20 protein-coding genes, 4 tRNA genes and 1 riboswitch are annotated in these 18,111 nt (G+C 69.5%); of the genes, 6 read left to right on the top strand and 18 right to left on the bottom strand.

What is annotated here, in order from left to right; all coding sequences use genetic code 11:
• Nucleotides 1-60 precede the first annotated feature (60 nt).
• Nucleotides 61-339: a ComEA family DNA-binding protein gene (locus tag SCI24_RS09955; RefSeq protein WP_318725214.1), complete on the bottom strand. Its 279-nt coding sequence runs from the start codon at nucleotides 337-339 to the stop codon at nucleotides 61-63.
• A 215-nt stretch (nucleotides 340-554) separates the two neighbouring features.
• On the opposite strand from SCI24_RS09955, the gene pyrF reads away from it, so the two are divergent.
• On the top strand, nucleotides 555-1,256 hold the full coding sequence (gene pyrF, locus SCI24_RS09950) for an orotidine-5'-phosphate decarboxylase (RefSeq protein ID WP_318725213.1): 702 nt from the start codon (nucleotides 555-557) through the stop codon (nucleotides 1,254-1,256).
• A gap of 6 nt (nucleotides 1,257-1,262) precedes the next feature.
• Here the strand turns inward: pyrF and lapB are convergent, their stop codons facing one another.
• The 3 genes from lapB to SCI24_RS09935 are packed head-to-tail and all read right to left on the bottom strand — an operon-like array spanning nucleotide 1,263 to nucleotide 3,102.
• Nucleotides 1,263-2,447, bottom strand: coding sequence for a lipopolysaccharide assembly protein LapB (lapB, locus tag SCI24_RS09945; RefSeq protein WP_318725212.1), 1,185 nt, complete (start codon nucleotides 2,445-2,447; stop codon nucleotides 1,263-1,265).
• A gap of 1 nt (nucleotide 2,448) precedes the next feature.
• Nucleotides 2,449-2,754 carry a lipopolysaccharide assembly protein LapA domain-containing protein gene (locus SCI24_RS09940; protein WP_106231565.1) on the bottom strand — a complete coding sequence of 102 codons (306 nt, stop codon included), beginning with the start codon at nucleotides 2,752-2,754 and terminating at the stop codon, nucleotides 2,449-2,451.
• A 51-nt stretch (nucleotides 2,755-2,805) separates the two neighbouring features.
• The gene (locus SCI24_RS09935; protein ID WP_040187190.1) at nucleotides 2,806-3,102 is read right to left on the bottom strand and encodes an integration host factor subunit beta; all 297 of its coding nucleotides are present in this window, start codon (nucleotides 3,100-3,102) and stop codon (nucleotides 2,806-2,808) included.
• 201 nt (nucleotides 3,103-3,303) lie between these two features.
• On the opposite strand from SCI24_RS09935, the gene SCI24_RS09930 reads away from it, so the two are divergent.
• Together SCI24_RS09930 and SCI24_RS09925 are read left to right on the top strand one after the other, a co-directional pair.
• Complete coding sequence (locus SCI24_RS09930; RefSeq protein WP_318725211.1) at nucleotides 3,304-3,597, top strand: succinate dehydrogenase assembly factor 2; 294 nt, start codon at nucleotides 3,304-3,306, stop codon at nucleotides 3,595-3,597.
• Nucleotides 3,557-3,955 carry a protein YgfX gene (locus SCI24_RS09925; protein WP_318725210.1) on the top strand — a complete coding sequence of 133 codons (399 nt, stop codon included), beginning with the start codon at nucleotides 3,557-3,559 and terminating at the stop codon, nucleotides 3,953-3,955. The genes SCI24_RS09930 and SCI24_RS09925 overlap by 41 nt, the downstream gene beginning before the upstream one ends.
• Nucleotides 3,956-3,984: 29 nt before the next feature.
• Here the strand turns inward: SCI24_RS09925 and nadB are convergent, their stop codons facing one another.
• The 8 genes from nadB to uvrY all read right to left on the bottom strand — a co-directional run bounded on the left by nadB (nucleotide 3,985) and on the right by uvrY (nucleotide 10,268).
• Nucleotides 3,985-5,565: an L-aspartate oxidase gene (gene nadB / locus SCI24_RS09920; RefSeq protein ID WP_318725209.1), complete on the bottom strand. Its 1,581-nt coding sequence runs from the start codon at nucleotides 5,563-5,565 to the stop codon at nucleotides 3,985-3,987.
• Complete coding sequence (locus SCI24_RS09915) at nucleotides 5,546-6,706, bottom strand: FUSC family protein (RefSeq protein WP_318725208.1); 1,161 nt, start codon at nucleotides 6,704-6,706, stop codon at nucleotides 5,546-5,548. The genes nadB and SCI24_RS09915 overlap by 20 nt, the downstream gene beginning before the upstream one ends.
• Nucleotides 6,707-6,764: 58 nt before the next feature.
• A tRNA-Leu gene (locus SCI24_RS09910) sits at nucleotides 6,765-6,851 on the bottom strand.
• A gap of 33 nt (nucleotides 6,852-6,884) precedes the next feature.
• Nucleotides 6,885-6,958: transfer RNA gene (locus tag SCI24_RS09905), tRNA-Cys, on the bottom strand.
• A gap of 26 nt (nucleotides 6,959-6,984) precedes the next feature.
• A tRNA-Gly gene (locus SCI24_RS09900) sits at nucleotides 6,985-7,059 on the bottom strand.
• Between the two features lie 60 nt (nucleotides 7,060-7,119).
• Nucleotides 7,120-7,671: a CDP-diacylglycerol--glycerol-3-phosphate 3-phosphatidyltransferase gene (gene pgsA / locus SCI24_RS09895; protein WP_318725207.1), complete on the bottom strand. Its 552-nt coding sequence runs from the start codon at nucleotides 7,669-7,671 to the stop codon at nucleotides 7,120-7,122.
• Between the two features lie 66 nt (nucleotides 7,672-7,737).
• Entirely contained in the window at nucleotides 7,738-9,552 is a 1,815-nt protein-coding gene (gene uvrC / locus SCI24_RS09890; protein ID WP_318725206.1) for an excinuclease ABC subunit UvrC, read from the bottom strand.
• A gap of 68 nt (nucleotides 9,553-9,620) precedes the next feature.
• Nucleotides 9,621-10,268: a UvrY/SirA/GacA family response regulator transcription factor gene (gene uvrY / locus SCI24_RS09885; RefSeq protein WP_318725205.1), complete on the bottom strand. Its 648-nt coding sequence runs from the start codon at nucleotides 10,266-10,268 to the stop codon at nucleotides 9,621-9,623.
• Between the two features lie 225 nt (nucleotides 10,269-10,493).
• Here uvrY and SCI24_RS09880 point away from each other — a divergent pair.
• The 3 genes from SCI24_RS09880 (at nucleotide 10,494) to SCI24_RS09870 (ending at nucleotide 13,071) form a co-directional block, all read left to right on the top strand.
• Nucleotides 10,494-10,569, top strand: a tRNA-Ala gene (locus SCI24_RS09880).
• Between the two features lie 189 nt (nucleotides 10,570-10,758).
• Nucleotides 10,759-11,862, top strand: coding sequence for a DUF4236 domain-containing protein (locus SCI24_RS09875; protein ID WP_318725204.1), 1,104 nt, complete (start codon nucleotides 10,759-10,761; stop codon nucleotides 11,860-11,862).
• A 102-nt stretch (nucleotides 11,863-11,964) separates the two neighbouring features.
• On the top strand, nucleotides 11,965-13,071 hold the full coding sequence (locus tag SCI24_RS09870; RefSeq protein WP_318725203.1) for a Glu/Leu/Phe/Val dehydrogenase: 1,107 nt from the start codon (nucleotides 11,965-11,967) through the stop codon (nucleotides 13,069-13,071).
• Nucleotides 13,072-13,108: 37 nt separating this feature from the next.
• Here SCI24_RS09870 and SCI24_RS09865 read toward each other — a convergent pair whose 3' ends face one another.
• The 6 genes from SCI24_RS09865 to SCI24_RS09840 all read right to left on the bottom strand — a co-directional run bounded on the left by SCI24_RS09865 (nucleotide 13,109) and on the right by SCI24_RS09840 (nucleotide 18,096).
• Nucleotides 13,109-14,158 (bottom strand): proline racemase family protein, encoded by a 1,050-nt coding sequence (locus SCI24_RS09865; protein WP_318725202.1) that lies wholly within the window; start codon nucleotides 14,156-14,158, stop codon nucleotides 13,109-13,111.
• The gene (locus tag SCI24_RS09860) at nucleotides 14,155-15,288 is read right to left on the bottom strand and encodes an alcohol dehydrogenase catalytic domain-containing protein (protein ID WP_318725215.1); all 1,134 of its coding nucleotides are present in this window, start codon (nucleotides 15,286-15,288) and stop codon (nucleotides 14,155-14,157) included. The genes SCI24_RS09865 and SCI24_RS09860 overlap by 4 nt, the downstream gene beginning before the upstream one ends.
• A gap of 134 nt (nucleotides 15,289-15,422) precedes the next feature.
• Nucleotides 15,423-16,226, bottom strand: a complete 804-nt coding sequence (locus SCI24_RS09855) for a thiazole synthase (RefSeq protein WP_318725201.1) — start codon at nucleotides 16,224-16,226, stop codon at nucleotides 15,423-15,425.
• Nucleotides 16,226-16,435, bottom strand: a complete 210-nt coding sequence (thiS, locus tag SCI24_RS09850) for a sulfur carrier protein ThiS (RefSeq protein WP_318725200.1) — start codon at nucleotides 16,433-16,435, stop codon at nucleotides 16,226-16,228. The genes SCI24_RS09855 and thiS overlap by 1 nt, the downstream gene beginning before the upstream one ends.
• Nucleotides 16,432-17,529 (bottom strand): glycine oxidase ThiO, encoded by a 1,098-nt coding sequence (thiO, locus tag SCI24_RS09845; RefSeq protein WP_318725199.1) that lies wholly within the window; start codon nucleotides 17,527-17,529, stop codon nucleotides 16,432-16,434. Before thiO ends, thiS begins: the two co-directional genes overlap by 4 nt.
• Before the next feature lie 62 nt (nucleotides 17,530-17,591).
• Nucleotides 17,592-17,714, bottom strand: a riboswitch (TPP riboswitch).
• A 76-nt stretch (nucleotides 17,715-17,790) separates the two neighbouring features.
• Nucleotides 17,791-18,096: a hypothetical protein gene (locus SCI24_RS09840; protein ID WP_318725198.1), complete on the bottom strand. Its 306-nt coding sequence runs from the start codon at nucleotides 18,094-18,096 to the stop codon at nucleotides 17,791-17,793.
• Nucleotides 18,097-18,111: the final 15 nt, after the last annotated feature.

Below are 18,111 nucleotides of genomic sequence, written 5' to 3'. Positions count from 1 at the left end.
GGGGGAGGGTTGACGCCGGCCGCGCGGCCGGCGTCGTCGTGATGGCCAGGCGAGCCCCGGTCAGAAGGTCACCTGGTCGGCGAGTCCCTCCACGGTGGCTTCGCCGATGCCACTGACCCGCGTCAGCTCATCGGCGCTCGCGTAGGGGCCATTCGCCTCCCGGTCCTCGACGATGGCGGCCGCGCGCGTCTCGCCGATCCCGGGCAGTTCGGCCAGCAGCTCGGCATCGGCGCTGTTGACGTTGATCGGCTCCATCTCCTGGGCCAGCGCCAAGGGGGCAAGGCCCAGCAGCATGACCAGCAGCAGGCCGGGCAGTCGTCGCACGATAGCAATCTTCATGTTCACTCTCCTTGTTCCTGGATGGTCGCGGCCGGCACCGCGCAGTCCCGGCCTGCCCCTATCAAGCTAGTGGGTCCCTTGCGGAGCCCGTGTCATCGAATGTGGCTTCTTCATGTCAGCGATTGCCGAAGGCGACTCGGCGACTTCGCGGACATGCGTCGTAGGACGTGGCTGATATACTGGGCCGGTCCACCCATCCCGCCAGGAGCCTGCCCGTGCCCACCGCCTCCCCCCTGATCATCGCCCTCGACTATGCCTCCCTGGACGCCGCCCTGTGCATGGCCGATCGCCTCGATCCTTCACGCTGCCGGCTCAAGGTGGGCAAGGAGCTCTTCACCCGCAGCGGGCCCGAGGTGCTCGATGCCCTGCATGGCCGCGGCTTCGAGGTGTTCCTGGACCTCAAGTTCCACGACATCCCCAATACCGTGGCCGGGGCGATCCAGGCCGCCGCCGAACAGGGCGTGTGGATGGTCAACGTGCATGCCAGTGGTGGCCGCCGGATGATGGAGGCGGCCCGCGAGCGGCTGGACCGCCAGCGCCTGGAAACCCGGCTGATCGCGGTGACGGTGCTGACCAGCATGGAGGCCGCCGACCTGGCGGAGGTGGGCATCGAGGCGTCGCCTGCCGACCAGGTCGAGCGGCTGGCCGTGCTGGCCCGTGACAGCGGCATGGACGGGGTGGTCTGCTCGGCCCAGGAGACGTCGCGCCTGCACCAGCTGTGTGGCAGCGACTTCCTGAAGGTGACCCCGGGCATCCGTCCGAGCTTCGCCGTGGCGGGGGACCAGCGTCGGGTGATGACGCCTGCGGATGCCATGGCGGCTGGCAGCACCCATCTGGTGGTGGGGCGCCCGGTCACCCAGGCCGAAGAGCCGATGGCGGCGCTGGCCGCCATCGAGAGCGAGCTTTCCGGCGGCTGAGCCCGACTATTCGCCCCCGGTGCCGGTGATCGGCTTGGTGGTGCCCCAGTTGCGACAACGGGGGCACTGCCAGTGCAGCCGCTCGCCCGAGAAGCCGCAGCGCCGGCAGCGATGGCGGGGCAGGGCCTTGACCAGGGCATGGGTGTGGCGCTGCAGCAGCGCGAGGCGCTCGTCCTCCTGGCCGCTGGCGTTGTGCCGGTAGAGGGTCAGCAGGTAGTGCATCGCGTCCAGGCTCGGGGCATGGTCGAGCTGCTCGGTGACCAGCGCCAGGGCCTCCCGGTCATCGCCGTGGTGATGGCGCAGCGTCTCGGCCAGGCGGATGATCGCGCTGATAGAGGGCGCCTGCTCGAGAAGCTCCTGGAGGCAGCGGATCAGGCCTTCCTCGTCATCCAGCAGCCGATAGGCGCGGGCCAGGGGCTCGAGGATGGTGGGAGTGAAGGCCGGGTCCTGGTCGGGAATCCGCCTGAGCAGCCGGATGGAGGTCTTGTACTGTCCGGTATCGTGCTCCATGGCGGCCAGCAGCAGGTTGGCGCGCACGCAGTGCGGGTCGGTGGACAGGGCCTGGCGCAGGTGTCGCCTGGCCAGCACGGGGCTGGCCGAATGGCGCTCCTGCTCGGCCAGCTCGCAGAGCCAGTGCGACGCCGCGCGGCGGATCTCCTCGTGCTGGCGGACCAGTCTCGGCAGGGCGACATCCAGCGCCGCCTGCCACTCCCCCTCCCGCTCCAGCAGGTCGGCCAACAGCCGCCGCGCCGTGCCGCGCAACTCGTCGTCCTGGCTGTCGCGTACCAGTCCCTGCAGCAGGCGCTCGGCGCGGTCGAGCAGCCCCAGGGCGAGGAAGTCACGGGAGAGCTCGAGCTGAACCCTGTCGCTCTGCCCGGCGGTCAGCGTCGGGCGGGCGAGCAGGTTCTGGTGGATCTTCAGGGCACGGTCGGCCTCGCCCCGGGTGCGGAAGAGGTTGCCCAGCGCCAGGTGCGTCTCGATGGTGTCGCTGTTGACCTCCAGCGCGCCGATGAAGGTCTCGATGGCCCGGTCCTGCTGGTCATTGAGCAGGTAGTTGAGGCCGACGAAATAGTCTCGCGCCAGCGCCGGCGGCTGCGCGCTCCTGCCGGTGTCCTGGCGCTCCCGGCGGCCCAGCCACCAGCCGATGGCGACGGCCACCACCAGCAGGGCCAGCAGGAAGACATCGGGCATTCTAGGGGAGTTCCTTCATCTCCTGGACGCGCAGGCGGTCGAGCTCCTTGCGCTGCTGCTGGTTGTGCCGCTGGGCGCGGGTCAGCAGGGTGCGCAGGCGAAGGTAGACGCCGCTCATGGCGAGCATGCCCAGCAGCACGCCCACGGCCAGGGAGGCCAGCAGCCAGACGGAGAGCGAGGCTGCAGGCAGCTCGATCCAGATCAGGTTGAGGGGCAGGGCCTGCTGGTTGTTGACGGCAAAGAGGATGCCGATCAGCAGCACCGCCAGCAGGATGATGGCCAGGATCAGGCCTTTGAGCCAACGCATGTGCTTGTTCCCATGTCGGTTGAAGGAGAGACGGCGGTCGCGGGGCGCCGCTCAGTAGCCGAGCGCGCGGCTGGCATCCACCTGTTCGCGCAGCTCCTTGCCGGGCTTGAAGTGTGGCACGAACTTGCCGTCGAGTGCGACAGGTTCCCCGGTCTTGGGATTGCGACCCACCCGGGGCTCGCGATAGTGCAGGGAGAAGCTGCCGAAGCCGCGGATCTCCACGCGTCCCCCCTCGGCCAGGGTGTCGGTGATGTCGTCGAGGATCAGGCGCACCGCCGCCTCGACCTCCTTGACCGACAGCTCCGGCTGTCGCATGGCGATCTGTTCGATCAGTTCGGACTTGGTCATCGGCTCTACTCCGTGCGGTCCTGCCTGGGTCGACGCGATCCCGGCGTTGTTGTTTTTCCAAAGCATACTGTGCAAGTCTCGAGAAAACAACGCACTACGACCTTTTCTCGAGGCGGCGGGGTGCGCGGGGGCGGCGGGCTGCCGCCGGGGCGGGGCTCGGGTATACTGGCGGCACACCCATCCGACCCAACGAGGCCCACCTTGAACGACGATTCGTCCCCGGAAGCGACCCTCCGCAAGCGCCTCTACTGGCATTCGCGTCGCGGCATGTGGGAGCTGGACCTGCTGCTGATCCCCTTCCTCGAGCAGTGCTATGGCGACCTGGGCGAGGCCGACCAGGCGGCCTTCCGGTCGCTGATCGAGGAGGAGGACCAGGACCTGTTCGCCTGGCTGATGCGTCGCGAGTGGCCCGAGGACCCGGCACGGCGGCGCATCGTGAAGATGATCGTCGAGCATGCCGAGACCACCGACAACGATCGCTATCGCAACCTCTAGGCTGTCGCTGGCGGCCCATGGGCTCTGCGCCGCAGCGGTTGCCGGCCTGGTGGCGGTGGTAGCCCCACCCTGGGCCGGCATGCTCGCGGCGGTGGTGCTGGGCGGGGTGCTGGTGACGCTGGCCCGCCAGCGCCCGGGTGGCGAATTGCGTGGCACGCCGAAGGCGGCGGGTGGCGTGGAGTGGTCCTGGCGCGACACTGCCGCCCAGGCCTGGCGCCCGGTGAACGTGCGCTGCGACTACCTCGGTCCCTGGCTGATCGGGCTCAGGGTCGAGGGGCGTCGCCTCTGGCTGTGGCCCGACAGTAGTGACGCGGCGTCGCTGCGTCGCCTGCGCCGAGAGCTGCTGCCGCTGCCCTGAAGGCCCCCGTTACCTCTGGGGGCAGGGGGTCAGATCGCGTCGAGGGCTTGCAGGCGGATACGCGAGGGACGTGGCGTTGCGTCGCCGTGGACCGGGCAGTCCGGGTTGAAGTGCAGGCCGCGGGACTCGCGCCGTGCCCGGGCGCAGGCCACGGTGAGGCGCGCCAGGCGCAGCGCATGCCAGAGGTTCGCCAGGGGAATCGTGGGTGCGGCGTCCGCCATGCGGGGGGCGAGGCGGCGCTGCAACAGCGCGAGGCCCTGGGCGGCCTCGTCCAGTCCTAGGTCCGTGCGCACGATGGCCACGCGGGCACTCATCAGCTGGCGCATCGCGTCACGGATCTCCCCGATTTCATCCAGGGCGACCGGCTGCCGGCCCCAGCGTGCCGGGGCCAGCTCGCCAGTCGGCAAGGGGGCGACGGCGCGCAGCCGTTGCGCACAGCTGCGGGCATAGACCAGGCACTCCAGCAGGGAGTTGCTGGCCATGCGGTTGGCCCCGTGCAGACCGGTGCAGGCCACCTCGCCGATGGCGTGCAACCGCGGGACCGTGGTGGTGCCCCCGAGATCGGTGGTGATCCCCCCGCAGCTGTAGTGCGCGGCCGGCACCACCGGGATCGGCTGGTGCACGATGTCCAGCCCGCGACGGGCGCAGTGGGCATGGATGGTCGGGAAGTGGTGGCGGATGGCGGCCTCGCCGAGGTGGCGGATGTCCAGGTAGACATGGTCGGTGCCGGTGCGCTGCATCTGGGCGTCGATGGCCCGGGCGACGATGTCGCGGGGTGCCAGCTCGGCCCGGGGGTCCACCGCCGGCATGAAGCGCTCGCCCGCGGCGTTGATCAGAAGCCCGCCCTCGCCGCGCACCGCCTCGCTGATCAGGAAGGCGGGGCCCTCGGGGTCGTAGAGGCAGGTGGGGTGGAACTGCTGGAACTCCAGGTTCATCAGTTCGGCACCGAGTTCGGCGGCCATCATCATGCCCTCGCCGCTGGCCGGCTGGGGACTGGTGGTATGGCGATAGAGTCCGCTGGCCCCGCCGGTGGCGAGCACGGTGTCCTCGGCCAGCAGTTCATGCAGCAGGCCAACCGCATCCAGGCAGCGAGCCCCACGACAGTGGCCCTCGACGTCGCCGATCAGGCCGATGGCAGTGAGGTCGCCGAGAAGCTCGATGTTCGGGTGGGCCTCCACGTGCCGCCTGAGGGTCTCGACCACGGCACGACCGGTGGCGTCGTCGGCGTGGATGATCCGCCGCGCGCCATGGCCGCCCTCGCGGGTGAGGTGGTAGGGGTAGCCGGCATCGGCGCTCGCGTCCGGCGTGAAGGGGACGCCCAGTGACAGCAGCCACTCGATGGCTGACGGCCCCTGCTCGACGGTGAAGCGCACCGCCCCCTCGTCGCATAGGCCGTCGCCCGCCACCAGGGTGTCCGCCACATGGGCCTCGATATCGTCCTGGGGGGAGAGCACCGCGGCGATGCCGCCCTGGGCCCAGCGGCTGGCACCCTGGTCGTCGCTGGCCGGGCGCAGCAGCGTGACCCGGCGATGATCGGCCACCTCCAGCGCCAGCACCAGACCGGCGACCCCGCCGCCGATGACCAGCACCTCATGCTTGCCGTCTGTCATCTGCCTTTCCTTCTTGCGTGGTGGCTCGCGCGATCGCCGAGGCGCCTTCGGTGAGCCCGTGGTGGGGTGCCCGGCGACGCAGCCGCCGGCTGGGCAGTCGCTCGAGGCCGCCCAGACGCTGGGAGAGGTCGGCGGTCAGGCGCGCCAGCTCGCGATTGAGCCACAGGTAGCCACTGGGGCTGAAGAGCATGCGGCCATCGGCGGACCGGGCATTGCCGGCCAGCTCGGCGTGACGCTGCAGCTCGAAGGGGGTGATGGTCACGTCGACCGGCTGACCGGTGCGTACCTGGAAGGCGAGGGTGCCGATGCCGCGGGCCAGGGTGTGCTGCTCCTCGCGGAGTCCGGCCATGGCATCGATGTGCTCGTGACCATCGCGACTGCTCCAGTGTGTCTCGAGCAGCAGCTCGATGGTGGAGAGCATGCGCCGCTGCAGCGAGATCAGGTCGTCCAGCTCGTGGCGGGTCAGCCGTCGCTCGCGATGGATGGCATCCACCAGGCCGCGCTGCTTGACCAGCAGGCTGCTGGTCGCCTTGAGCATCTCGCGGGTATCGATGTCGGGGGCCGCCGTGGCCGAGGTATGAGCATGGTAGAGGCGGCCCATGCGGTCCAGGTTGTCGGCCAGCATGAAGCGCATCATGTCGGTGGCCTTCTGCGGCAGCACCAGCACCGTGACGGCGATGCCCACCAGGGTGCCGAGCAGGACGTCGAAGGCGCGCCACAGGGCGATGTCGAGTTCCTGGGTGCCGTCGCCGACCACCAGCAGCAGGCTGATGGCGAACATCAGGCCGCTGTAGCCGTGGCGGTTGCTGAAGGTCAGCCAGGTGGCGACGGCGATGCCGGCGAGGCTGGCGAGGGGAACGAGCGGCGGCCAGGGCAGCGGCAGCAGGATCAGCAGCAGGCCCCAGCCGGCACCCAGCAGGGTGCCCAGCAGGCGCTGGCGCCCCTTGTCCAGCACGCCGCCGATGTGCGGGAGGTTGCCCATCACCATGATGGTGCTGACCAGTGCCCAGCCGCTGTGCTGGATGGCGAAGAGCTCGATGATGGCGAAGGTGAGGCACAGGGCCAGCACGATGCGCAGCACATGCAGCTTGCGCCGATGCTGATAATTGAAGTAGGGGTCGCGCAGGCGCGGCAGGATCATGTCATGGCGTCCCGTTGGAGGGTCGCGCCCGACGCTTGCCGGAAGGGTGCAGGAAAGCTGGTGCCCGGAGCCGGGCTCGAACCGGCACGGTGTTGCCACCGAGGGATTTTAAGTCCCTTGCGTCTACCAATTTCGCCATCCGGGCGGCACGGTTCCGAGCGGGCAGCTAGGGGAATGATGGAGGCTGGAGTCGGAATCGAACCGGCGTACACGGAGTTGCAGTCCGCTGCATAACCACTCTGCCATCCAGCCTCATGAGTCATGCCATTCGTGGGGAATGGAGCGGGAAACGAGATTCGAACTCGCGACCCTCGCCTTGGCAAGGCGATGCTCTACCACTGAGCTATTCCCGCCTGACTCGAGAGCGAATTATACGGATAAGTCGGTGACTGTCAAACACTTTTCGCCAACCTTCAGCGCATCGAACTACTCAGGTGCGGCCAGGCCGCCTTGAGGTAGAGGAACATCGACCAGAGGGTCAGCAGGGCTGCCACGTAGAGGGTTGCCACGCCCAGCAGAGCCACGGGGGTGCCGGGGGCGAAGGCCAGCAGTACCAGCAGGGCGACCATCTGCAGGGTGGTCTTGACCTTGCCAATCCACGAGACGGCTACCTGGCCGCGCTTGCCCATCTCGGCCATCCACTCGCGCAGGGCCGAGATGACGATCTCGCGGCCGATGATCACCAGCGCCGGCAGGGTCAGCCAGATGGCCTCGTAGCGCTCGATCAGCAGGGCCAGGGCCACGGCCACCATCAGCTTGTCGGCCACCGGGTCGAGGAAGGCGCCGAAGGGCGTGGACTGGTCCCAGCGCCGCGCCAGGTAGCCGTCGAGCCAGTCGGTCACCGCGGCCAGCGCGAACAGGGCGGCGGCCAGTGGCATGCTCCAGGTGAAGGGCAGGTAGAACAGCACCACCAGCAGCGGGATGAAGAGGATTCTGGCCAGGGTGAGCAGGTTGGGGATATTCATCGGGAGGTGCGGTCCTTGCCATGAGAGATACCGGAAACCCCCTCATTCTATCCGTCGGGGCCTGACTCATCCATGCAGGGCGCGATGAATCGTCTCGGCCAGGGTGGCACTGATGCCGGGGACCCGGGCCAGCTCTTCGCGACTCGCCTGCCTGACCCCCTGCAGGCCGCCGAAGAAGCGCAGCAGCTCACGCCGGCGACGCGGCCCCACCCCCGGGATGTCCTGCAGGGTGGAGGTGCGCCGCGTCTTGTCGCGGCGTGCCCGGTGACCGGCGATGGCGAAGCGGTGGGACTCGTCGCGGATGTGCTGGATCAGGTGCAGGGCCGGGGAGGCGCCGTCGAGGTCCAGGCTGCGGTCGACGGTCTCGACGAACAGCGTCTCGAGCCCCGCCTTGCGCGTGGTGCCCTTGGCCACGCCGAGCAGGGTGACGCCGCTGACGCCCAGTTCGGCGAACACCTCCCGAGCCATGTTCAGCTGCCCCTTGCCGCCGTCGACGACCAGGATGTCGGGGCGTTCGCCCTCGCCGTCGGCAAGGCGCTTGAAGCGGCGGGTCAGTGCCTGGCGCATGGCGGCATAGTCATCCCCGGCGGCCACGCCCTCGATGTTGAAGCGGCGGTAGTCGGACTTGCGCGGCCCGTTCTCGTCGAACACCACGCAGGAGGCCACGGTGGCCTCGCCATGGCTGTGGCTGATGTCGAAGCACTCCAGACGGCGTGGGGTGTCCTCGAGTTCCAGGGCCTCGCGCAGGGCCGCGAAGCGTTTCGAGAGCTGGGTCTGGCTGGCCAGCTGACTGGCCAGCTGCTGTTCGGCATTGGTGCGGGCAAGCTCCCGCCACTGGGCGCGATGGCCGCGGACCTGGTCGGTCAGGCGAATGCGCTTGCCGGCGCGCTCGCCCAGCGCTCGGGCGATCAGGTCGGCGTCCGGCACCGGGTGGCTGGTGATCACCTCCGCCGGGATCTCCCGGGCCTGGCCCAGGTAGAACTGGCTGATGAAGTCGCCGAGCAGCGCCTCGGGGCCCAGGTCGAGCCCGTTGGCCGGGGCATGGTGCCGGGCCCCCAGCAGGCGGCCCTGGCGCACCGTGAGCACCGAGATGCACAGCGCCCCGGGGCGGCTGGCCAGGGCGAAGACGTCGGCGTCGCCGCCGCCAGTGTCGACGAACTGGCGCTGCTGCATCTGGCGCAGGTGCTGGACCTGGTCGCGCAGCCGGGCGGCCTCCTCGAAGTCGAGGCGGGCGCTGGCGGTCTCCATGGCCTCGCTCAGCTCGCGGGTCACCGCCTCGCTCTTGCCCTCGAGACACATCACCGCATGCTCGAGGTCGCGCCGGTAGTCCGCCTCGCTGATAAGGCCCACGCAGGGGGCGCTGCAGCGCTGGATCTGGTACTGCAGGCAGGGGCGGGTGCGGTGGGCGAAGACGCTGTCCTCGCAGTTGCGGATGCGGAAGATCTTCTGCATTAGCGACAGGCTCTCGCGCACGGCGCCGCTGCTGGGGTAGGGGCCCAGGTAGCGGCCATCGTTATGGCGCACCCGGGCGCGCTTGTACTCCAGGGCGGGGAAGGGGTGGCGGTCGCTGACGAAGACGAAGGGGTAGGACTTGTCGTCGCGCAGCAGGATGTTGTAGGGCGGGCGCAGTTCCTTGATCAGCGTCTGCTCGAGCAGCAGGGCCTCGGTTTCGCTGTTGGTCACCGTCACCTGGATGTCGGCGATGCGCCCGACCAGGGCCTGGGTCTTGGTGTTGAGCGCACCGCGGAAGTAGCTCGCCAGGCGCGCCTTGAGGCGACGCGCCTTGCCGACATAGAGGGTCTCGCCGTGCTCGTCGAGCATGCGGTAGACCCCCGGGGATTCGCTGACGCTGCCGAGGAAGTCGCGGGAATCGAAGCTCATGGAAACGGCGTGCCGTGAACGGGAAGCGGAGGCCCCATTCTACCAGATCGGGAGGCCCGGCAAGGCGCTCACTCGGCGTCGCTGAAGCCGTCGACCAGGCCGTGGCGCAGCCCGAGGTGGGTCAGCTCCACATCGGAGGTCACGCCGAGCTTCTCGAAGATTCGGTAGCGGTAGGTGTTGACGGTCTTGGGGCTCAAGAACATGCGGTCGGCGATGTCGGCGACGCGCTGGCAGTTGACGACCATCATCGCCACCTGGAGCTCGCGCTGGGAGAGCTGGTCGAAGGGGTTGTCCGGCGCATCGATGCGAGACAGCACCAGGCGCTGGGCGATCTCGGGGCTGACATAGCGCTTGCCGCCGAACACGCAGTGGATCGCCTCGACCATCTCGTCGTGCTGGCAGCCCTTGCTGATGAAGCCGTGGGCCCCGGCCTCGAGCAGGCGCTGGGCGAAGGTCTCCTCGATGAAGGCGGTCAGCACCAGGATGCGGATGTCGCTGGCGAAGCGGTTGATCTTGCGGGTGGCCTCCAGGCCGCCGATCCCGGGCATGCGGATATCCATCAGCACGATGTCCGGTTCGAGCTTGCGCGCCTTGGTGATGGCTTCCTCGCCATCGGCGGCCTCACCGACCACGCGGATCCCGCGCTCGGCATTCAGCAGGTGGGCGATGCTGGTCCGTACCAGGTGATGGTCATCGGCGACGAGAACCCTGATCAACGCTGACGCTCCTGAAAACGAGGTGGGTGAGTGTCGTCCCGAGACGGGGCCTGGCTAGGAAATGCCAACATGTCGGCCGGCTCGGTATCAGTCCCGCTAGGGTGGCACATCCCGTCCCTAAGGGGAATTGGCACAAGGCAGAAGAGTGAAATTGCCCTCATGGGGTTGACGCACCCGGAGGGGCTGCGTACTATTCGCCTCGTTCTCGCAAGGCGGGAACGATGTGGGGCCTTAGCTCAGCTGGGAGAGCGCAACACTGGCAGTGTTGAGGTCAGCGGTTCGATCCCGCTAGGCTCCACCAACCTCCTTCATGAAAACGCCGCCCGAAGCCCTGCTTCAGGCGGCGTTTTCGTTGGTGCGTGCCCCTTTGCCCCCCTGATGGTGCCTTGCGCCTGAGCGGGCCAGCTTCCCGTGGCTGCCACATCCTTCGTTACGAATGACGGCCAGTGCAGTACCCTGTAGCGGGACCGGTCATCAGGGAGAGGCCATCGTGGGGTTTCGCTTCCAGCGTCGCATTCGTCTCGCACCCGGTGCGCGACTCCTTACCTGCAGGCTGCGGCCCGGTCTCTCGGTCGGCCCGCCCGGTATCCATCTGTCCCTGGCAACCGGTGAAGGCGGCGAGGGCCTGCGGGTGTACCTCGACATCGCCGCCAGCGGGGAGATTCGCTACCGGCATCCCGATGGGCGCCGCCTTCCCGATGCCGAGGCCCGGGCGCTGCGCCGCCAGGGCGAGGCGGCGATACGCACGGCACTCGAGAGCCACTGCGCGCAGCTCAACGCTGCCCTCGACCGACTCGAGCGCCTGCACGAGCAGACGCCGCCCCCGGGGGCCACCGGCTATCAGCCGCGCAGCTACCCGGAGCCTCCTCCTGCGCCGGTGACCCTTGAGCGTCCCGACTGGCGGCATGCCCTCCTGCCGGGAGCCCGGGCACGGCTCGAGCGGGAGAACGCGCGTCGCAAGGCGTCGCACGCCGAGGCCTATCGTGCCTGGGAGTGGGAGAAGGCCCAGTTCGATGCCCGCGAGTTCGAGCGTCAGCAGCGCGAGGAGGTGGCGGCCTGGAACGACCCCGAGGCCATGCAGCAGACGTTGGCCGAGCGACTGGACGAGCTCGGCTGGCCGCGTGAGACGCTGGTCGACTTCGAGCTGAGTGACGACGGCCGCACCATCGCCCTGGACATCGACCTGCCGGGCGAGGAGGAGATGCCCGACCGCTACTGGACCATGCCCGCCAAGCGCCTCAAGCTCTCGCCGCGCAAGCTCGGCGCCACGCGACAGCGCGAGCTCTATCGGCGCCATGTGCATGGCGTGGCCTTCCGCGTGCTGGGCACGGTCTTCGCCCGCCTCCCGGGCATCGAGCACGTGCTGGTCTCCGGCCATTGCCGGGTCGAGCCCCTGGAGGGCGGCGAGTGCCAGGCCCGCTACCTCTTCAGCGCCAAGGTCTCCCGCGAGGCGTGGGAAGGCGTCGACTTCGACCGGCTGGCGGGACTCGACCCGGTCGATGTCCTGGCGGCCTTCCCCCTGCGGCGCGATATGCCCAGGACCGACACCTTCCGCGACATCACCCCCTTCGAGCTGGACTGGCGCCGGCGCTGATGCCGGGCGCCTCGCCGGCACTCGGGGCCCCTCGGGCATGGCGCCATGCGGGGCGAAGCCTGCTAGCTTGAGCTCAGGAACGACGCGATGGGGAGAGCGGCGATGGGCGATGTCTTCGAGCTGGCTGACGACCTGGGACCCGAGAAGGTCCTCCACCTTAATGACCCGGCCACGGGGCTCCGGGCCATCCTGGTGGTCGACAACGTGGCGGCCGGGCCGGCCATCGGCGGTACGCGCATGGCGCCGGACGTGAGCCTGGCGGAGTGCGCGCGACTGGCCCGCGCGATGACACTGAAGAATGCGGCCGCCGGCCTGCCCCATGGCGGGGCCAAGGCGGTAATCTTCGCCGATCCCGGTATGCCGGCTGCCGACAAGGAGCGGCTGGTGCGCGCCTATGCGTATGCGCTGAAGGACGTGCAGGACTACATCGTCGGCCCGGACATGGGGACCGACGAGACCGCCATGGCCTGGGTGCACGACGTCATCGGCCGCTCGGTGGGGTTGCCGCGGGAGATCGGCGGCATCCCCCTGGACGAGATCGGCGCCACGGGGTTCGGCCTGGCCGTCGCCCTCGAGGCGGCCGAGCCCTTTTCGCCCCTCCCGCTCGCCGGGGCGCGGGTCGCCATCCAGGGCTTCGGGGCGGTCGGCATGAACGCCGCGCGCTTTCTCGTCGAGCGCGGGGCGCGGCTGGTGGCGGCATCGGATTCCGCGGGCAGCCTGGCACGAGCCGAGGGCCTCGATGTCCCGGCGCTGGTCGACTGGAAGCGCCAGGGCGGTCGCCTGGCAAAGTTCCCCGGCGGGGAGGCTGGGCCGCGGGAGGCGATCATCGACGCCGAGTGCGACATCTGGATTCCGGCGGCGCGTCCCGACGTCATCCACGAGGGCAACGTGGACCGGCTGCGGGCCCGGGTGGTGGCACAGGGAGCCAACATCCCGGTCACCGAGGCGGCGGAGCGCCGTCTCGCCGAGCGCGGGGTGCTGGTGCTGCCGGACTTCATCGTCAACGCCGGCGGAGTGATCTGCGCGGCCGTCGAGCACCGTGGCGGCAGTCAGGGCCAGGCCCTCGAGAGCATCGCGGAGAAGATCCGCGCCAACGTCACCGAGGTGCTGCAGCGCGCCGAGGCCGCCGGAGGGCTTCCCCGTCAGGTGGCCGTCGAGATGGCCCGGGAACGCGTGGTCACCGCCATGCGCTTTCGTCAGACCTGGTGACCGGGGCGCGGTTTTCCCGCCGCCCTCCGGGCGGCACTCAGTCGGACGCGACCTGGCCGGCGCTGAGGATATGGTGCAGGCCGGCGCACGTCACCAGGGGGTCGTCGCAGTTGACCACGATGTCGGAGCGGGCCAGTACGTAGCTCTTGCCAGTGATGGTGTTCTCCACGACCGTGTGGGTCCCTTCCTGTCGCGTGCCGGTGAACTCGCCGATGAAGCCGGTCTCGCGCAGCGAGACGGTTTCCAGCTTGTCGCCGGGCTCGATGGTGCCCTCGTGGCGCATCAGGGCCAGGCGCGCCGAGGTGCCGGTGCCGGTGGTGCTGCGGCAGATCACGCCCGGGTGCACATAGGTGGCCGAGCGCGAGCGGTAGAAGTCGTCGGCGACCTGCTCCACCGGTCCCATGAAGTGCAGGAAGGGCAGCGGGCCCACGTCGCCCAGGGTGTAGTGGGAGAAGCCGCGCTCGGCCTGGATCGCCTCGACGATGCGGTGGGCGCAGTCAGCGAGTTCCCGCTCCTCGTCGCGGTTGAGGTGGAAGCCCAGCTCGGTTGCGTCCACCAGGGCGTAGAAGCCGCCGCTGTAGGCGACGCTGTAGGTGACGTCGCCGAGGCCGGGCACATGGATCGAGGCGCGGTAGGTGTCGATATAGCTGGGCAGGCCCCCGCAGGTGATCGACTCCACCACGCCGTTCTCGACCAGGGCCTCGATCTGCACCAGTCCCGCCGGCGATTCCAGCTTGAAGCGCTGGCGTCCCTCCTGCTTGGGCACCAGGCCGCTCTCCAGCACCGCCGTGGCGGTGCAGATGGTGTTGGAGCCGGAGTAGATGGGGTAGCCCATCACCTCCATGATGATGTAGCCCACTTCGGCGGCCGGGTCGGTAGCGGGCACGAGCAGGTCCACCGACATCTCGGGAATGCCGTAGGGCTCCTCCAGCAGCAGCCTGCGCAGGCCATCGCCGTCGTCGCGCAGGTAGTGCATCTGGTCACGCACCGTGGCGCCGGGGAGGGGCTCGATGCCGCCGACCACGATGCGGCTGACATCGCCGCCGGCATGGGTGTCGATCAGTTGCAGGGTCAGTTCCTGGCTCATGAGTGTCCCTCGAGGGCGAAGGGCGCGCCATGCTCGTCCCACTGGCCGTCGGGGACGATCACCATCTTGCCCAGGAAGTTGCTGCCGCGGCTGACGAAGTAGCGCTCGGCGGCGTGCAGGTCGGAGAGCCTGAAGGCGGCGTGCAGGACCGGCTTGAGCTCGCCGGAGCGGATCCAGGCGATCAGCTGTTCGGCTTCCTCGCGGGTGCCGTGGGAGACGCCGAAGATCTGCACCTGGTAGAGGTAGATGCGCGTCCACAGGATCTCCGAGATGTTGCCGCCGCTGGCGCCGGCGATGGAGAGCCGCGGGTAGGTGCTGCGCGCCTTCATGTCCTGGATCATGGTGTCGATGAAGCGGTCGGTCATCTCGCCGCCGACCAGGTCCATCACCGCGTCGATGGGCGCGCCCCCGGTGGCCTCGAGCACCCGCCCGGCGAAGCCCTCGAGGTCGCCGCGGTCGATTACCGCCTCGGCGCCTAGTGCCTTCAGCGCCGGCGCCTTCTCCTGCTGGCTCACCGCGTAGGGCACGGCGCCGACGATACGGCAGAGCTGGATCAGCGCGGTGCCGACCCCGCCGCTGGCACCGCTGACGAGAATCCGTTCACCCGCGCTGACGCGGGCGGACGTCATCATATGGTAGGCGGTCTGGTAGGAGCACATGCCCAGGGCGGCGAGCTCGGCGTCGCGCAGTTCCGGGTTGGGCACATGGTGGAACTGGTCCGAGGGCACCGCGACATACTCGGCGAAGCCGCCGTCGGCGCCGTGGCCGTAGTAGTCCGGGGTCAGGTTGATGTCGCGCCGGGCATCCGGGTAGAGGTTGAAGTCGAGCAGGCCGCGCTCGCCGATCCGCGAGGCATCGACCCCATCGCCTACCGCCACCACGCGCCCGGCGATGTCGGCACCCTGGATGCGCGGGAAGGTCAGGGTCGGCTCGCCGCCCATGGCAAAGGAGGTCACCTCGCCCTTCTTCACCGGGTAGAGCCCCTCGCGGGCCTTGCGGTCGGTGTTGTTCTTGGCGGTGGCCGTGACCTTCACCAGCACCTCGCCGGGCCCCGGCCCCGGAGTCGGCACGTCGTCGTGGTAGACCAGCCTGTCGACGTCACCATGCCCGGTCAGCAGCATGGCGGCCATGGTATCGGGAAGGGTCTCGCTGCTCACTGGGTGCCTCCTCTCGTCTGGGGGAATCGACTCGGGCAGACGATAGCAGACTTCCCCGTCCCGACGTCATCCCCCAGGCGGCGCGTGCGGAGGGAAGGAGCGCCAAGTCAGCCGCCGTCGCGATGCCAGAAGGGCTGTCCCACCGTCGGCGTGCTGGGACTGGCGGTCTGGCGCTGCTGCATCAGCCCGGCCAGGTAGGCCTTGCGGCCGGCGCGGATGGCCTCGGCGAAGGCCTCGGCCATCAGCGGCGGGCGATGGGCACGCGCCACGGCGGTATTGAGCAGCACACCGTCGAAGCCCATCTCCATGGCCTCGGCGGCCTGGGACGGGGCGCCCAGGCCGGCATCGATGATCAGCGGCACGTCGAGGCGCCGGCGCAGGGTCTCTAGGGCATAGCGGTTCATCAGTCCGCGGCCGGTGCCGATGGGCGAGCCCCAGGGCATCAGCGCCTGGCAGCCGGCATCGCGCAGGCGCTGGCAGAGCACCAGGTCGTCGGTGCAGTAGGGCAGTACCTTGAAGCCCTGGTCGACCAGCTCCCGGGCGGCCTCCAGCAGGCCGAAGGGGTCCGGCTGCAGGTTGTAGTCGTCGCCGATCACCTCGAGCTTTATCCAGGGCGTGTCGAAGAGCTCGCGGGACATCTGCGCCAGGGTGACCGCCTCCCGGGCCGAGCGGCAGCCGGCGGTGTTGGGCAGCAGCCGGCAGCCGCTGTCGCGCAGGATCTGCCAGAAGGCCTCGCCGTCGCCGCCGGCGGGGTTCTGGCGGCGCAGGCCCAGGGTGACCATCTCGCAGCCGGCGGCCCGAATGGCCTCCTGCATCACCGTGGGCGAGGGGTAGAGGGCGGTGCCGAGCAGGAAGCGGCTGGTGAAGGTCTCGTCATACAGCGTCAGGGTATCGTCGTGCTGCGCGTTCATCAGCCACCTCCCACCGGGGCCACGATATCGATGCGGTCGTCCTCCTGCAGGACCCGTCCGGCGTAGGCGGAGCGGGGCACGAACTCGCCGTTGACCGCCACGGCGACACGACGGTCGGCGTAGTGCCACGACTGCAATGCCTCGGCGAGCGGTGTGCCGGCGGGAAGGCGAGTGGTCTCGTCGTTGAGACGCAGGGTGATCTCGTTCATGCAGCGTCCTCCTGCGGCGGGCGAGCCGCCAGAATGTCGGCGAAGGGCCGGTCACCGTGGCCGCGGATCCCGGCCAGCAGGTGGCAGACCACGGCCGGAGCGAGCAGGTAGCCGTGCCGGAACAGCCCGTTGGCGGTGACCAGCCCTTCCTGGTGAGTGACATGGGGCAGGTTGTCGAGGAAGGCGGGGCGCAGGTTGACGCCCTGCTCCAGGATGCGCGCCTCGGCGAAGGCCGGTGACAGGGTGTAGAGGGCGCTGCCCAGTTCCAGCGAGGACTGCAGCGACATGGGGGAGCGGTCCTCGCTCTCGATCTGGGTGGCGCCGATGACGAAGCGACCCTGCGGCTTGGGGACCACATAGAGCTGGTAGCGAGGGTGCATCAGCCTAACCGGACGCGAGAGCCGGATCTCGGCGGTCTGCACGTGCAGGGTCTCGCCACGTACGCCCCGCAGGGTGGGGTGGCGTGGTCGGGCGCCGGTGCCGCGACAGTCGATGACCAGGTCGAAGCGCCGGCGACCGGCGGCGGTGGCGACCTCGCCGGGGAAGGTCTCCACCGGGCAGTGGGCATGGCACTCCCCGCCCAGGGCGCGAATCTCGTCGAGCAGCCGGGTGAGCAGTGCCCGGTTGTCCAGGTGGGCCTCGTCCGGCAGGTAGAGGCCCTGCTGGAAATCGAGGGCCAGGTCGGGCTCCAGCCGGTGGATCTCCCGGGCGTCGAGGGGTTGGCAAGGGGCGTCGCCGCCCAGCGCGTGGTCGAGGTCGCGGCGGAACTGGGTGAGCTCGCCCAGGTCCTGGGGGTGCGCCACCATCAGGCTGCCGTGCTGATGCCACAGCGACGCGGCGTCGAGGGCCTCGAGCCACCGCGGCCACTGGGTCAGGGCGAAGCGCCCCATGTCATGGACGCAGCGCTCCGAGACCGCCGTCTCGCAGAGCGGGGCGACCATGCCGGCGGCGGTCCAGGCGGCGGCCGGCGGGGCGTCCAGGTCGCCGGCATCATAGAGGGTGACGGTGTGGCCGTCGGCGAGCAGTTGCCAGGCGACCAGGCGCCCCAGCAGGCCGGCACCGGCGACGGCGATGTGATCCGTGGTGGTTGTCAAGATAGCGGCCATCCAGCAGCAGGCATGGCTGACCAGGCGGGATGACGGCAGGAAACGGGCAGGCGTGACATGCGCTTGTTCCCTCCGCAGGCATCAACCTGATCAGGTTCAACGGGTTCGGCCGTACCGATCTCAGCCCCCGTGCACGGCTCCATGAGCGTACCGGGGCTCCCCGACAAGTCCTGCCAACTTAACCAAAGATGCCCGGGCACGCAATCACGTCGCGTGCCCGGGCATCATGGGAGTGGCGCTCTGTCCGGCTCAGGCGCAGTCGGCGGCCCCCTCGCCGAACATGTCGAACAGCAGCTCGCGGCCCAGACCGGTCAGCACGAAGCGCTGCTGGTCGTTCCAGGTGGCGGCGCTGCTTGTCTCGAGGACGTGCTGGCAGGGTGCCCAGTCACGGTCGGCCTTGCCGAGTGCCTCGAGGGCGGTGCGGTCGAGGCCGCGGTGGGGAACGGTGACCGTCTCGAGCACATGCCCCTGGCGATAGAGCAGGGCGGCCATGTTGGAGAGGCACTGGCGCAGGCTACGCTGCATGCGGGTGTTGCTGGGGGTGTCATGTTTCATGCTGCCGCATCTCCT

Origin of the sequence: Halomonas sp. (assembly GCF_033549285.1) — a bacterium.
Lineage (GTDB): Bacteria > Pseudomonadota > Gammaproteobacteria > Pseudomonadales > Halomonadaceae > Halomonas.
The sequence above is the reverse complement of the archived record's forward strand: the minus strand, read 5'-3'. Positions and strand labels throughout refer to the sequence as shown.